Origin of the sequence: uncultured Corynebacterium sp., assembly GCF_945649885.1 — a bacterium.
In the GTDB taxonomy this organism is placed as follows: domain Bacteria; phylum Actinomycetota; class Actinomycetes; order Mycobacteriales; family Mycobacteriaceae; genus Corynebacterium.
Genome location: NZ_CALZFS010000073.1, coordinates 1 through 13,991 on the forward strand (window position 1 = coordinate 1; position 13,991 = coordinate 13,991).

12 protein-coding genes, 1 tRNA gene and 1 pseudogene are annotated in these 13,991 nt (G+C 58.9%); 10 read left to right on the plus strand and 4 right to left on the minus strand.

Annotated features, from left to right (window positions below; genetic code table 11):
* From pgi to Q0M74_RS08915, 4 genes are all read left to right on the plus strand, one after another.
* On the plus strand, positions 1-1,478 hold a 1,478-nt coding region (gene pgi, locus Q0M74_RS08900), incomplete at its 5' end, for a glucose-6-phosphate isomerase (RefSeq protein ID WP_293953541.1).
* 22 nt (positions 1,479-1,500) lie between these two features.
* Entirely contained in the window at positions 1,501-2,682 is a 1,182-nt protein-coding gene (locus Q0M74_RS08905; RefSeq protein ID WP_293953544.1) for a YbfB/YjiJ family MFS transporter, read from the plus strand.
* A gap of 9 nt (positions 2,683-2,691) precedes the next feature.
* Complete coding sequence (locus Q0M74_RS08910; protein WP_293953546.1) at positions 2,692-3,120, plus strand: DUF1707 domain-containing protein; 429 nt, start codon at positions 2,692-2,694, stop codon at positions 3,118-3,120.
* Positions 3,117-3,746, plus strand: a complete 630-nt coding sequence (locus tag Q0M74_RS08915; protein WP_293953548.1) for a DedA family protein — start codon at positions 3,117-3,119, stop codon at positions 3,744-3,746. The genes Q0M74_RS08910 and Q0M74_RS08915 overlap by 4 nt, the downstream gene beginning before the upstream one ends.
* A gap of 6 nt (positions 3,747-3,752) precedes the next feature.
* Here the strand turns inward: Q0M74_RS08915 and Q0M74_RS08920 are convergent, their stop codons facing one another.
* Genes Q0M74_RS08920 through Q0M74_RS08930 form a run of 3 tightly spaced genes read right to left on the minus strand, consistent with a single transcriptional unit; the run spans position 3,753 to position 9,662 of the window.
* Positions 3,753-4,166: a YccF domain-containing protein gene (locus Q0M74_RS08920; protein ID WP_293953550.1), complete on the minus strand. Its 414-nt coding sequence runs from the start codon at positions 4,164-4,166 to the stop codon at positions 3,753-3,755.
* Complete coding sequence (locus Q0M74_RS08925) at positions 4,163-4,945, minus strand: DNA-formamidopyrimidine glycosylase family protein (protein ID WP_293953552.1); 783 nt, start codon at positions 4,943-4,945, stop codon at positions 4,163-4,165. Before Q0M74_RS08925 ends, Q0M74_RS08920 begins: the two co-directional genes overlap by 4 nt.
* A 10-nt stretch (positions 4,946-4,955) precedes the next feature.
* Positions 4,956-9,662, minus strand: a complete 4,707-nt coding sequence (locus Q0M74_RS08930) for an ATP-dependent helicase (protein ID WP_293953554.1) — start codon at positions 9,660-9,662, stop codon at positions 4,956-4,958.
* A gap of 34 nt (positions 9,663-9,696) precedes the next feature.
* On the opposite strand from Q0M74_RS08930, the gene Q0M74_RS08935 reads away from it, so the two are divergent.
* From Q0M74_RS08935 to Q0M74_RS08950, 4 genes are all read left to right on the plus strand, one after another.
* Positions 9,697-10,455: a 3'(2'),5'-bisphosphate nucleotidase CysQ gene (locus Q0M74_RS08935; protein WP_293953556.1), complete on the plus strand. Its 759-nt coding sequence runs from the start codon at positions 9,697-9,699 to the stop codon at positions 10,453-10,455.
* A 108-nt stretch (positions 10,456-10,563) separates the two neighbouring features.
* Entirely contained in the window at positions 10,564-11,367 is an 804-nt protein-coding gene (locus Q0M74_RS08940) for a thymidylate synthase (protein ID WP_293953558.1), read from the plus strand.
* On the plus strand, positions 11,364-11,843 hold the full coding sequence (locus Q0M74_RS08945; RefSeq protein ID WP_293953559.1) for a dihydrofolate reductase: 480 nt from the start codon (positions 11,364-11,366) through the stop codon (positions 11,841-11,843). The genes Q0M74_RS08940 and Q0M74_RS08945 overlap by 4 nt, the downstream gene beginning before the upstream one ends.
* A gap of 28 nt (positions 11,844-11,871) precedes the next feature.
* On the plus strand, positions 11,872-12,120 hold the full coding sequence (locus Q0M74_RS08950; protein ID WP_293953561.1) for a mycoredoxin: 249 nt from the start codon (positions 11,872-11,874) through the stop codon (positions 12,118-12,120).
* 86 nt (positions 12,121-12,206) lie between these two features.
* Here Q0M74_RS08950 and Q0M74_RS08955 read toward each other — a convergent pair whose 3' ends face one another.
* Entirely contained in the window at positions 12,207-12,482 is a 276-nt protein-coding gene (locus Q0M74_RS08955) for a hypothetical protein (protein WP_293953563.1), read from the minus strand.
* 130 nt (positions 12,483-12,612) lie between these two features.
* Here Q0M74_RS08955 and Q0M74_RS08960 point away from each other — a divergent pair.
* Both Q0M74_RS08960 and Q0M74_RS08965 read left to right on the plus strand, forming a co-directional pair.
* Positions 12,613-12,685: transfer RNA gene (locus Q0M74_RS08960), tRNA-Arg, on the plus strand.
* Positions 12,686-13,524: 839 nt separating this feature from the next.
* Positions 13,525-13,991: pseudogene (locus Q0M74_RS08965) on the plus strand (sodium:proline symporter); the annotation flags it as partial.

Here is a 13,991-nt window from a genome sequence, read left to right on the forward strand (position 1 = left end):
CCAAAAACTTGCTTGATGATGCCGCCCTCACCGAACTCGTCGCCCTGGCGGAGGAAGCCGGTGTGAAGGAGCGTATCGACGCCATGTTCCGCGGCGATCACATCAACAACACCGAAGATCGCGCAGTCCTGCACACCGCGCTGCGTCTTCCCGTCGAGGATCACCTTGAGGTGGATGGCCAGGATGTGGCTGCTGATGTCCACGAGGTTCTGGGCCGCATGCGTGATTTTGCCACCGCCCTACGTTCCGGCGCCTGGCTCGGTTACACCGGCCGCACCATCAAGAAGGTGGTCAACATCGGCATCGGCGGCTCCGACCTCGGTCCGGCCATGGCCACCAAGGCCCTGCGTGCCTACGCCACCGCCGGTATCACCGCAGAGTTCGTCTCCAATGTCGACCCTGCTGACATGGTCTCCGTTCTGGAGGACCTGGATGCGGAATCTACCCTCTTTGTCATCGCCTCCAAGACCTTCACCACCCAGGAGACCCTCTCCAACGCCAATGCCGCCAGGAACTGGCTGGTCGAAGAGCTCGGCTCTGAAGATGCCGTGTCCAAACACTTCGTGGCGGTATCCACCAATGCTGAGAAGGTCGCAGCCTTTGGTATTGATACTGAGAACATGTTCGGTTTCTGGGATTGGGTGGGTGGACGCTACTCCGTGGATTCTGCTGTCGGCCTGTCCCTCATGGCTGTCATCGGTCCGCGGGACTTCATGCGTTTCCTCGGTGGTTTCAACGCCATGGATGAACACTTCCGCACCACCGAGTTCACTAAGAACATTCCAGTGCTCATGGGTTTGCTCGGTGTCTGGTACTCAGACTTTCACGATGCCGAAACCCACGCGGTGCTCCCCTACTCTGAGGACCTGAGTCGTTTCGCCGCTTATCTGCAGCAGCTGACCATGGAGTCCAACGGCAAGTCTGTGCGTCGTGACGGTTCCCCGGTCACCACCAGCACCGGTGAGATCTACTGGGGTGAGCCTGGCACCAACGGTCAGCATGCCTTCTTCCAGCTGATCCACCAGGGCACCCGCCTGGTTCCTGCTGACTTCATCGGCTTCGCTCGTCCCAAGCAGGATCTTCCAGCGGGGGAAAAATCCATGCATGACCTGCTGATGAGTAATTTCTTCGCACAGACCAAAGTGCTCGCCTTCGGTAAGACCGCGGAGGAGATCGCCGCAGAAGGTGTGGCTGCAGACCTGGTCAACCACAAGGTCATGCCAGGTAACCGCCCCACCACCACCATCCTGGCCGAAGAGCTCACCCCGGCGGTCCTCGGTGCCCTGATTGCACTGTATGAGCACATCGTGTTCGTCCAAGGTGTTATCTGGGACATCAATCCCTTTGATCAGTGGGGTGTGGAACTGGGTAAGCAGCAGGCCAATGATCTGGCCCCTGCGGTCTCCGGTGAGGTTGAGGTTGACTCCGGTGATTCCTCCACCGACGCACTGATTAAGTGGTACCGCACAAACCGATAGGTAATCCCTTAACATTGGTGGGGTGAGATATCCCCGCCTGATGGCACTGAGCGCCATCGTCCTGACCTCCTTGAACCTTCGGACCGCCATCACAGCACTGTCCCCGCTGGTATCAGAGATCCAGGATGATCTGATGGTCGGTGCTTCTCTTTTCGGTGTGTTGGGCATGATCCCCACCGCCATGTTCGCCACCGCCGCTTTTGCTCTCCCCAGTCTGAAGGTCCGGTTCACCACCTCCCAACTGCTGATGGGTGCCATGCTGCTCACCGCCGCCGGGCAGGTCATCCGTGTCCTGGGCGGACCTGGCACCCTGATCATGGGTTCAGTGTTGGCGCTGTTCAGCATCGGCATCACCAACGCGCTCATGCCCCTGGCAGTGCGCGAATACTTTCCCAACCGGGTGGCAGCGATGTCCATGACCTACCTGACCACCTCGCAGGTGGTCCAGGCGATGGCACCGATTCTCTCAGTGCCGATCTCCGCATGGGCAGCACACATCGGTATGACCGGTTGGCGGGTGTCCCTGGGTGGTTGGGCACTGTTGGGCATCATCGCCGCCACCACCTGGATCCCATTGTTGACCGCGCCGGTGGCACGTGCTGATGTGACAACTCCCCAACTGTCCATGAAGATCCCGGTGTGGAAGACCTCGGTGGGTGTGGGGCTGGGACTGATGTTCGGTTTCACCTCGTTCACCACCTATTCCCTGATGACCTTCCTCCCCCAGATGGTCCCCGATGCCCAGCTGGGCGCAGCACTCCTGGGCTGGTGGTCCATTCTCGGTCTGCCGCTAAACATCATTGGTCCCTGGGTGGTAGCCCGGGTATCCAACTGCTACCCCATCCTGATTGTTGCCTCCATTGTCTTTTTGGTGGGTAATACGGGACTGTGTCTCGCACCGATGGCAGCCCCCTGGCTGTGGACAACCCTGTCTGGTCTGGGCCCGCTTGCCTTCCCCATGGCACTGACCCTGATTAATATCCGGGCAAAGACCACTGCAGGGGCTACTGCGCTGAGCTCTTTCGGACAGGGTCTTGCCTATACAGTGGCATGCATGGGACCTCTACTCACCGGATTCATCTTGGATGCCACAGGCACCTTCACACTTGTGTTGGGTATCTTCGTGGTGGCCACAGCCATCGTCTTAGGTGGAGGATTCTTTGCCACCCGGCAGGTTTATGTGGAAGACCAGACAGGAACGTAGGAGTTTCCTATGTATTCAAAGGATTACCTTCTCAACTCATATGATCGGGCTGCTGCAGAGCGTACCCTCGAAATACACCTGAGCAGTGGCAGGTTGAGCACAGAGGAATACACCACCAGGAAGCTACTGGTCGCAGTCGCGGAAAGTAGCCAGGACCTGGAGAATATCTTTGCTGATGTCGGTGGAGCCCCCGCGGCACACCAGGCATGGCATTCCATGTTGCGTCATCGGGGTCGTCAACTCGAGGTTCTGGACGTCATCTGTCTCTCGGGATTCATCGTCCTGCTGGGAGTTGCACAGTTTCTTCTCGCCGCAGAATGGACGGGACTGCTCATTCTCGGTATCTTCTTCGTCCCGATGATCCCACGCATCCTGGTTGACCTCAACAGGCAGGAGGAGCTGCTCTACTACGAGATGGGAATGAAGAAAAAGAAGTGATTATTGACTGGATCATTCGCATCATGGAAACACTCGGGGCACCTGGTGTGGGACTGGCTGTCTTCCTGGAGAATATCTTTCCGCCCATCCCCAGTGAGCTGATTCTCCCCCTGGCAGGCTTTACCTCCGCACAAGGTGAGATCAATGTGTGGTTGGCCCTGCTCTTTTCCGTGAGTGGTTCCCTAGCGGGTGCCTTCCTCCTCTACTGGGTGGGGCAGGCTTTCGGGGCGGAGCGCTTACGCAGGATCGCTGACTGGATGTGGCTGGTCAAAGCCAAGGATGTTGATGATGCCCTGGCTTGGTTTGATAAATACGGCACCTGGTCGGTTTTCTTCGGACGTCTCATCCCCGGTGTGCGTAGTCTGATCTCCATCCCGGCGGGAATCGACCGGATGAATCCCTGGAAGTTCGGGCTTCTCACCCTGGTGGGCAGCACCATCTGGAACGCGGTGCTGATCTGGGCTGGTGTGCGCCTTGGTGAGGAATGGGAAACTGTCACCACTGCCTTTGAGAGCTATTCCTCCGTGGTGTACATCATCATCGCTGTCATCTTGCTGGGTATTCTGGCCTTCCTCATCCGCCGTCAGATGAGCCCCACCCGGGCCACCTCTGATGGTCAGGATTAAGCCCTTCTAGAGCTTGATCATCGGTTCATAGCCGACCGGGATGTGGTTGCTGTCCACGATCTCCTTGCCGAAGGGGAAACAGGTCACCGGGATCATCTTCACATTGGCAATCGCCAGGGGGATGCCGATGATGGTCACCGCCTGGGCAGCAGCAGTGGTGATGTGCCCGACCGCCAGCCAGATGCCTGCGATGAAAAACCAGATGAAGTTGGATACCGCAGACAGTCCGTTGCCACCATGGACCTTGCGGACCACGGTGCGGCCAAAGGGCCACAGCGCGTAGTTGGCCATGCGGAAACTGGCGATACCCGCCGGGATGGTGATGATGAAGATGCAGGCGATGATGCCGAAGACGACATACCCCAGCGCCAGCCAGATCCCACCGAAGACAAACCAGATGATATTTAGTAAAAGCCTCATGCTCCCGAGCTTAGTGGTTGGCACACGGGGCACCACCAGATGATTCTCTCTCCCAGCTCCGCCTTCATGATGCGGGTGCGGCACCGCCTGCAGGGTTTGTTGTTGCGTCCAAAGACATAAGTTGCCTCCCCGGCGCGCCGAATCCCTGTGGTGACCCGGATGGGTGAGTTGCGGTTTTCCCACATCAGATGGCGGCTGAGGTGGAGTGCGCGGTCTACGTTCACCAGGGCTACGGGTGTTGCAGGGTGGACTCCCAGTAGAAAGCAGATTTCGGCGCGGTATTCATTGCCGACTCCTGCCAGGTTGGATTGGTCCAAGAGTGCCTCGCCTATGGAGCGTTGGGGGCGGGCAAGGATGTTGGCGCGTGCTGCGTCCACGTCGAATTCGGGTGCCAGCACGTCCGGGCCTAAATGGCTGATCTGTTTCGGATACTCGGAGGCAGGGAAAACCCGGACAAAGCCTAAGGAGTGGCCTACGACCTCGATGGTCTGTTCCCCGGAAAGGTCCAGTACCACGCGTGCGGTGTGGCCTGGTTTGCGCCAGCGATCGCCTTTGCGGTGGACGGCCCAGGTGCCTTCCATCTTGAGGTGGGTGTGCAGGATCTGTTCCCCGAACTGCATGAAGAGGTGTTTTCCATAGGGCCAGACCCGGTGGACGGTGTGGCCGGTGAAATCATGTAGTGCCACGGAGGGCACCCGCAGTGAGGTGGCCAGCACTTCCCGGCCGCGCATGAATTGGAGGCGGCGGGACAGCTGGAATACGGAATCACCCTCAGGCATGAGCTATAGCTTAACGACGTCCGAAGCCGCCACGAAAAGGCCTGTTGCCGCCCGGCGGCGAAGCAGGCGGCGGATCAAACGGTGGGTCATCGAAGGAAAGCACCTCAGGGGTGGGTGAGGCATAAGTGTGAGAGTAGGTGGAGGATCCTGCACCTGATCTGAAACGCATGCCCCGTGGGGTGATGCTGGCACCAGCCCCACGGAAGGCGGCTAGAAGGGGTGAGTCGAAAACTGATTCACCGTTGATCTTCTCCACCACCAGTTTCGCCTGTGCCGCCAGAGCACGTGCCACCAGTTCCACGGCATTCGCCATCTCCTGGTTAAACAGTGTCAGGGTGCGCCCACCACGGGTGAGGTGCGCCAGCAACAAACCATCAGCGATGACCACGGTGGCGCCGGCTGCCCTGCTGGGCCCCTGCTCTGGCCAGGGCAGAGCTGCCCCATAAGGGTTGGCAGGATCAGCTGCAGCCAACAGGAACACCTCTGGATCCGTGGTACCGGAAGGCCAGCCCTCCACATCGGGGGAATCATCCAGACCACGCAGACGGTCAATGATGGCAGGGGTGGAAAACTGTGCTGCCCCCAGTCCTTCGATGAGATAGCCACGCAGAGCCTTGCCGCTTTCCTCAAAACTGGAGAGCACCTTATAAGCCAGGGCGAAACCACCGATCACGTCTTCAGAAACCACGCTGCCGCGAGTGACCACCCCATAGCGATCCAGCCAGGCTTCACCATGTGCCAGGGAACGGGTGGTGGCATCACGTGCTGGGGTCACTGACAATGACCACCTGCCCCGCATATCCGGTGGTGAGGATTCGGTCTGGGCGAAGGAGGTGCGTCCCATGCGCAGGCGGGAGCGGTTGGGGCGCCTGGAGGCGCGGTGTGCGGTGGTGCCAGCTGCCAGGCGGGCACGCACTGGGGCGAAGGAATCAGGGCTGACCAGGCCAGCTTCCACCAGCCCCCAGAGTGCCTGCCGGAGTTGTTCCGCGCTGGCCTGCCCGGTGACAAGCCCCAGATCCCCACCGGTGACATCACTCAGGATGTCAGCGAAGCGGAAACCACCACCCGGGGCGAGCACCTCCAGGACAGATTCCTGCAGGGATGTCAGACTGATGCCCACTGGTTCTGGCATGAGTTGTGCTGCATAGTCAGCTGGCAGCAGCATGATCCACGGATCCTGCGAACCAGCCTGGCCAGCACCCACCACCAGGACTTCCCCGCTTGAGGTGAGTTCATCCAGGTGCAGTGGCGAGTATCCGCTCACTCGAAAAGGCAGGACCAGGTCCTCCCAGGCACTGGCGGGCAGGCGCACACCGGCGAGCTGTTCAATCACTGCAAAAGTGCCATCCACCCCCCGCAGGGAAGCTTGCCCACCAACTGCCGCCACCTGCTGCCAGTCCAGGAGGAAACGTGCAAAGGCTGATTGGGAGACAGGTCTGGTCTGCTGGCGGGCTATCGCCAGGCTGCGCGTACGGATACGGCGCAACACCTCGGTGGCGCAGTACTCCTGTTCCTGCACGCCCTGCCGATACCGGCCCTGCACCACATCGGCATTACGCAGAGCGGTGTGTGCTGTGGCAATCCCCAGACCGAAGGCATCAGCCAAGTCCTGTGCCACGAACGGTCCACGGGTACGCACCCACCGGTTGACCAGCTGTTCCAGGGCATCGGTGATGGTTTCTACCTGGGCGGGAACACCTGGGGGAACCGGTACCCCGAGGGCGTCACGCAACAACGGGGCATCCAACACCTGCGCCAGATGAGCACGGCCATTGATGCGCACCCTCATGGCACGCTCACCCAGGTCAACACCCTCAAAGCTGATGTGCTCCCCTAGCTCATCGACCGGAATGGGCCCTAAGATGCGCAGGCTGTCAGCCAGCTCCTCATTGTTGCGTGCTCGGCGGTCCCCCTTACGTTGCAGCTGGGTGTGTACCTCCTCGATCACATCCGGCTCCAACAGCTGCCGCAATTCCACCTCGCCCAGCAGCTTGGCCAGAAGTGACGGGTCCAATGCCAGGGCTGCGGCACGTTTCTCCGCCAGCGGGGAATCCCCCTCATACATGAAGGCACCGGTGTAATTGAACAACAGTGAAGATGAAAACGGACTGGGCTGCTGGGTGGTCACCTCAGCTATCCGCACTCTGCGTAGGTTTAAGTCCTGCACCAGTTCCCGCAACGCAGGCAGATCATAGACATCCTGTAAGCACTCCCGGACTGTCTCCAAAATGATGGGGAAACTCGGATACTTTCGGGCTACATCCAACAACTGGGCTGCCCGTTGCCGCTGCTGCCACAAAGGTGCACGCTTGCCGGGATTCCGGCGCGGCAGCAACAAAGCCCTCGCGGCGCATTCCCGGAAACGACTGGCAAACAAAGCGGAATTACCCACCTGCTCCGTGACGATCTTCTCAATCTCATCCGGATCAAAGAGGAACAATGCTCCGCCCGGTTCCTCCTCACCTTCAGGAAGGCGCAGCACAATGCCGTCATCACCAGCCACCGCCTGGGAATCCATGCCGGTCAACTCAGCAATACGCGCCCCCACCGCCAACGCCCACGCAGCATTCACACCACGGCCAAAAGGCGTGTGCAACACGATGCGCCAATCCCCCAGTTCATCTTTAAAACGCTCCAACACCAGAGTCTTCTCATCCGGAAGCACACCCGTGGCCTCCTCCTGCTCCTGCAGATAAGACACCAGATTGTCATGCGCCCACCCCTCCAACCCAGAAGAGTCAGGATCATGAAGAATCAGGCGTCGATAAGCACCCAGGGCCCGACCCAGCTCCGCAGGGCGACCCGCCTGATCACCTGTCCAGAACGGCAACCTGCCCGTATGCCCCGGCGCCGGCGTGACCAACACCTGATCACGGGTGATCTCCTCAATCCGCCAGCTCGACGCACCGAGTGTGAACACATCACCCACCCGCGACTCATAGACCATCTCCTCATCCAGCTCACCCACCCGCCTCGGCGTGCCCTCCCCACCCATGAGGAACACCCCAAACATCCCACGGTCCGGAATCGTGCCACCACTGGTCACCGCCACCCGCTGCGCGCCGGGTCGGGTCTGCAGCATGCCGGACACCCGGTCAAAGATGATGCGCGGACGAAGTTCGGCGAAATCTGTGGAGGGGTACACACCGCTGACCAGGTCGATCACTGAATCAAAGACCTCTCGGTCCAGCTCGCGGTAAGGGTGGGCGCGGCGCACCGTGTCATACCAGTCATCCACGTTGACATCGGCGATCGCCACCGCGGCGACGGTCTGCTGTGCCAACACATCCAGGGCATTCATGGGAACCTTGAGTTCCTCAATCAGCCCCTCCTTCATCCGCTGCACGGTGATCGCGGTCTGCACCAGGTCCGAACGGTGTTTGGGGTAGAAGGTGCCTATCGACGTCGCACCCACCGAGTGCCCGGCGCGCCCAACGCGCTGCAGGCCACTGGCCACCGACGGTGGGGATTCCACCTGGATGACCAGGTCCACCGCCCCCATGTCGATACCCAGTTCCAGGGAAGAGGTGGCCACCACGGCTTTGAGGGTGCCTTCTTTCAGCATGGTTTCTGTCATGGCGCGTTCATCCTTGGACACTGATCCGTGGTGGGCACGGGCGATCACCGCAGGGGCGGTGCCCACCTCATCGGCAGACGCCATGACCTGGGCTGGGGGTCGGCGGCGTTCCTGGGACAGAGATTCTGGATCATATTCCAGAGCCCAGATCTCATTGAGCCTGCTGGTGAGTCTTTCCGCGGTGCGACGTGAGTTCACAAACACCAGGGTGGAACGCGCCGACATCACCTGCCTATACACCTGCTGCTCAATGAACGGCCAGATCGACCCCTGGGTGGGCAGAGCGGATTCTGCCTCACTGGGACCGGTGAGGCCCAGGGGATCATCAATGACCAACTCCCCGATGGTGGATCCCGGTTCCTGCACCGGCAGGTCCGACATGTCCTCCACCGGGACGGTGACGGTGAGTTCCCACTTCTTCTCAGAGGGCGGGGCCACGATGGTGACCGCGCGGTCGCCGCCGAGGAACTGTGCGACCCGCTCCAGGGGACGCACCGTGGCAGAAAGCCCGACGCGCTGGATCGGTTTGCCTGCCAGGCGTTCCAGGCGTTCCAGGGTCAGCGCCAGGTGGACGCCGCGTTTGGTGCCGGCCATCGCGTGGATCTCATCGATGATCACCACATCCACGTCTTTGAGGATGGTCCCGGCTTTGGAGGTGAGCATGAGATATGCCGATTCCGGGGTGGTGATGAGGATGTCCGGTGGTTTCCTGACCTGCCTGGAGCGTTCCGCACTCGGGGTGTCACCCGAGCGGACCCCGACGGTGATGTTGGGCACATCCAGCCCCATCCTGGCTGCGGTACGCGCAATACCCGTCAGGGGGGCCCGCAGGTTGTTTTCAATATCCACACCCAGTGCCTTGAGCGGGGAAATATAAAGCACCTTGACCTGGTGGCCTTCCACCGGAGCAGGTGTTCCGGTATCCAACACCGTCTGTCCTGACTGTTCTACCAGCGAGTTCAGGGCCCAGAGGAAGGCAGCTAGGGTTTTACCTGATCCGGTGGGTGCCACCACCAGAGCATTCTCTCCATCAGCCACCGCCTTCCAGGTGTCCTCCTGGACCGCGGTGGGTGCTTCAAAGACATCCCGGAACCACTCCGATACCTGTGGGCGGAAACGGGTGAGAATGCTATTAGTCATGCCTTAATGTAACCAAAAGTCTAGAATCAAGGTCATGACTGCTCAGCTCAATGATTCGATTCTGACCAAGCGCCTGGCGCAGGGAACTGGCGAAATCCTCAAAGGTGTCCGCAATGTCGGCGTACTCCGGGGACGCAACCTAGGTGATGCCGGTGATGATCTGGCCCAGAACTGGATCGCCCGTGTGCTGGATCAGCATCGCCCCGATGATGGTTTCCTCTCCGAGGAGGCCGCCGACGACTTGGCGCGTCTGAACAAGAACCGCGTGTGGATCATTGATCCTCTGGACGGCACCAAGGAGTTTGCCACCGGGCGACAGGACTGGGCCGTTCACATCGCGCTGGTGGAAAACGGTGTCCCCACCCACGCCGCAGTCGGTCTTCCCGACCTCGGGGTGGTCTTTCACTCCGCTGATGCCCGCGCCGTTAGTGGCCCCCTGTCCAAGGTCGTGGCCATCTCCCATAATCGCCCTCCGCAGGTGGCTTCCCATGTGGCCGAACAGCTCGGTTTTGAGACCGAAGCCCTGGGCTCAGCGGGTGCCAAGGCCATGCATGTCCTGCTTGGTGATTATGACGCCTATATCCACGCCGGTGGCATGTACGAATGGGACTCCGCAGCACCAGTCGGAGTCTGCAAGGCCGCCGGTCTGCACTGCTCCCGCCTGGACGGTTCCGAACTGACCTACAACAACAAGGACACATTCTTACCCGACGTGCTCATCTGCCGCCCGGAGATTGCCGAGGAAATCCTCGTCATCGCCGCGAAGTTCCTGGAAGAAAACGGCTCCTACTAAAAGCACCACTAACAGAAACGGTCACATCAGCTGCACCCAGGGGATACTCAACACTGTTGTTTCATCCCAGGTGTGTCCCTGGCAGGTAAATGACTACACTCGGGAACCATGACTGCCATCTCCACCCCATATGAGGATCTCCTCCGTAAAATCAGAGACGAAGGATCCCACAAGGGCGATCGCACCGGCACCGGCACCACCTCGCTGTTCGGCCAGCAGATCCGTTTCAACCTTGCAGATTCCTTTCCACTTCTCACTACCAAAAAGGTCCACTTCCACTCTGTGGTCGGCGAACTCCTGTGGTTTCTCCGCGGTGACTCCAATGTGAAGTGGCTGCAGGACAACAACATCCGCATCTGGAATGAATGGGCCGATGAGGACGGCGAGCTGGGGCCTGTCTACGGCGTTCAGTGGCGCAGCTGGCCTACCCCGGACGGTCGCCACATCGACCAGATCGCCGGTGCACTCGAGGTGTTGAAGAACAACCCGGATTCCCGCCGCAACATCGTTTCCGCATGGAATGTCTCCGAACTTGAGAACATGGCTCTGCCACCCTGCCACCTGTTGTTCCAGCTCTACGTTGCTGATGGCAAGCTCTCCTGTCAGCTCTACCAGCGCTCCGCAGACATGTTCTTGGGCGTGCCCTTCAACATCGCCTCCTACGCGCTGCTGACCCACATGTTCGCTCAGCAGGCAGGCCTTGAGGTCGGCGAATTCATCTGGACCGGTGGTGACTGCCACATCTACGACAACCACCGCGAACAGGTGGATGAACAGCTCTCCCGCGAAGCACGCCCCCACCCCTCCCTGGAGCTGCACAAGGCTGCGTCCATGTTCGACTACACCTTCGACGACGTCGTGGTCACCGGATATGATCCGCACCCACTGATCCGCGGCAAGGTCGCCGTATGACGATCGGCGCAATCTGGGCACAGAGCCTCGACCGGGTGATCGGTGACGGCCAGGGCATGCCCTGGCACATCCCGGAGGATCTCAAGCACTTCAAGGACATCACCATGGGCCAGCCGGTCATCATGGGACGCAAAACCTGGGAATCACTCCCTGAACGTTTCCGCCCACTGCCAGGACGGGAAAACTTCGTGCTCTCCCGTCAGGAACCAGGTGACTGGTCCCATGGCGCCACCATCATCCATGAACTCCCCACCGAGGGATGGATCATGGGTGGTGGAGAAATCTATGCGGCCACCGTGGCTGATGCCGATGTCCTGGAAGTCACCATCGTGGACGCCACCTTCGCTGAGGAACTGGGCGACGCAGCCGTCTACGCCCCTGTAATCCCGGACACCTTCACTCTGGATCAGGAAAGTGACTGGCAGCAGGACGATACCCACCGCTTCAAATTCCAACGCTGGGTGAAAAACACCTAAATCATTGTTAAATAACAAGGAGAACAACATGGCTCATGCAACCATCTACGCCACCGACTGGTGCCCTTACTGCGCATCCCTGCTCAAGGGTCTCCGCGACCTCGACCCTTCTGAATACGTCGTCATCGATGTGGACCAGGACGAGGAAGCCGGTGAATGGGTCAAGTCCGTCAATGATGGCAACCGCATCGTGCCCACCGTGAAATTCTCCGACGGCACCCACGCCACCAATCCACCGGCGGCTGATGTGTTGGCCAAGATCCAGGATCTTTCCTAGAGCCTGCGGGTAAAGAAAGACTAATGGCGCCGACGACCCCTTGTTCACCAGGGTTGTCGGCGCCATTGCTGACTTCTACAGGTCAGTTACTCATCTTCATCGTCGAACATGCGGGCCATATCCTCTGGGGACAGATCCGTGTTCACTCCGGCGAAGGTAGCGGAGAAGATCTCCTGCAGGTAGCGATCACATGCGGCACTGAGCTGCTTGGCATCGTACTTGTTCAGCAGCAGGATGCGACGGGTGGAACCGTCCTCCTGGAGCTCATCGACTGCCAGTGCGGGGACGTTGTCCTTGGTGATCTGACGGACAACGATCGGTCGGCGCTGCACATCGTGGAACGAAGGCTTCAGTTCAGACATGACCACTCCTTGAGGTAAGTTTCAAATACCCCTCCAGTCTACGTCGGAATCGCAACGTAGGAGCTGAGTTGAGGCTTAACTTGCCCCTTTTTCCCCCCGGCGGCGATCATGCGCTAATCTAGTCCAGTACGCCTTGGTAGCTCAGTGGATAGAGCACCGCTCTCCTAAAGCGGGTGTCGCAGGTTCGATTCCTGCTCAGGGCACAACGAAATCCCTCTGACCAGTAACCATGACAGTTGCAAGGTCAGGGGGATTTGTCATCCGGGCCCCGGAATGCACGGCTGATACATGCGTCGCTCTATGGCGTTGCAGCATGACTTTGAGAGCTGGCAGAAAAGAGCATTATGTCCTTGCACAGTCTCAGATGAGTTTCAGCTTGTACAACACCCACACAGGGACATTCTGAGATCGCGACACTCACCACAGCCGGAGGGAACTGCACTGCGGGGACAGTGCTCCCCCACCTTGCTTCAGGGCCTCAGGGGATAAACCTTCAAACAAGCAACCCCTCCCATGAGCTAAAGAGCTAAACAAATGCATAAATAGGGGGAGGCGGGAAAAAGTTTTTCAGGTCTCGAAAGATCGGTTATCGACAATAAGGTTTTCCCTCATTGCAGGTTCCTCCACCCATCACCCAAAACCCTTTCTTCAGCAAGCAATTCCCCAGTGCTTCACCCATAAACAACAAGTGGGGGCGATCCTTAAATCTTGCCGAAAAACACCTGCCAAAAGCCCCTCAAAACTCTCCATAAATAGGCCACGACGCCATTTTTATAAAAATTAATAATCGTATCATATTTAAAATTCAACGTAAAAGCATCAAATTTTGATTAGTTTTGGATTGATAAATCCTGTTATATTGATCCAGCACTCGAATCACCCCGCAGGCAGAGTTACGTGTATTAACTTTTTTAGTCGGGACCGGAAAGTCGCGGCTTCCTGCCCGACTACCTCATGCCGCGGGTTCAACTCAATACTTCGGTCCCGAAGTTATGGAGGAGATTTGAACGGCTTTCAGTTCAGTTCATGGGCGACTATTTTGATGTTAGTCGGATTCTTCGGAGTAACTTTTCTCATCACTCTGACAATCCGGGAACGTAAAGAAAACGTCGACGGCTTCATGGTTTCCAGTGGAGCTATCGGCTACGGTTTCTCAGCCTCATCAATGACCGCGACCTGGGTATGGGCAGCTTCTTTCTACGCTGCAGCCGAGGCAGGTTATATCTACGGAATCTCCGGCCCAATCCATTATGGATTGTGGGGCGCGTTGATGATTCTCTGCATTTACCCCTTCGGAATGCGTTTCCGAAAGCTTGCGCCACATGCGCACACTCTCGCTGAGCTGGTTCACGCTCGGCATGGCTCTTCAAGTCAGATGCTGCTCGCAGTGTCGAATATCGCCGGCAGTCTCATCAGTCTGACCGCCAACTTCACCGCCGCTGGTGCACTGATCTACATCCTGACCCCCTTCAGCTTCGGCACGGGCGTCCTGGTTGTTGCAGTCGGTGT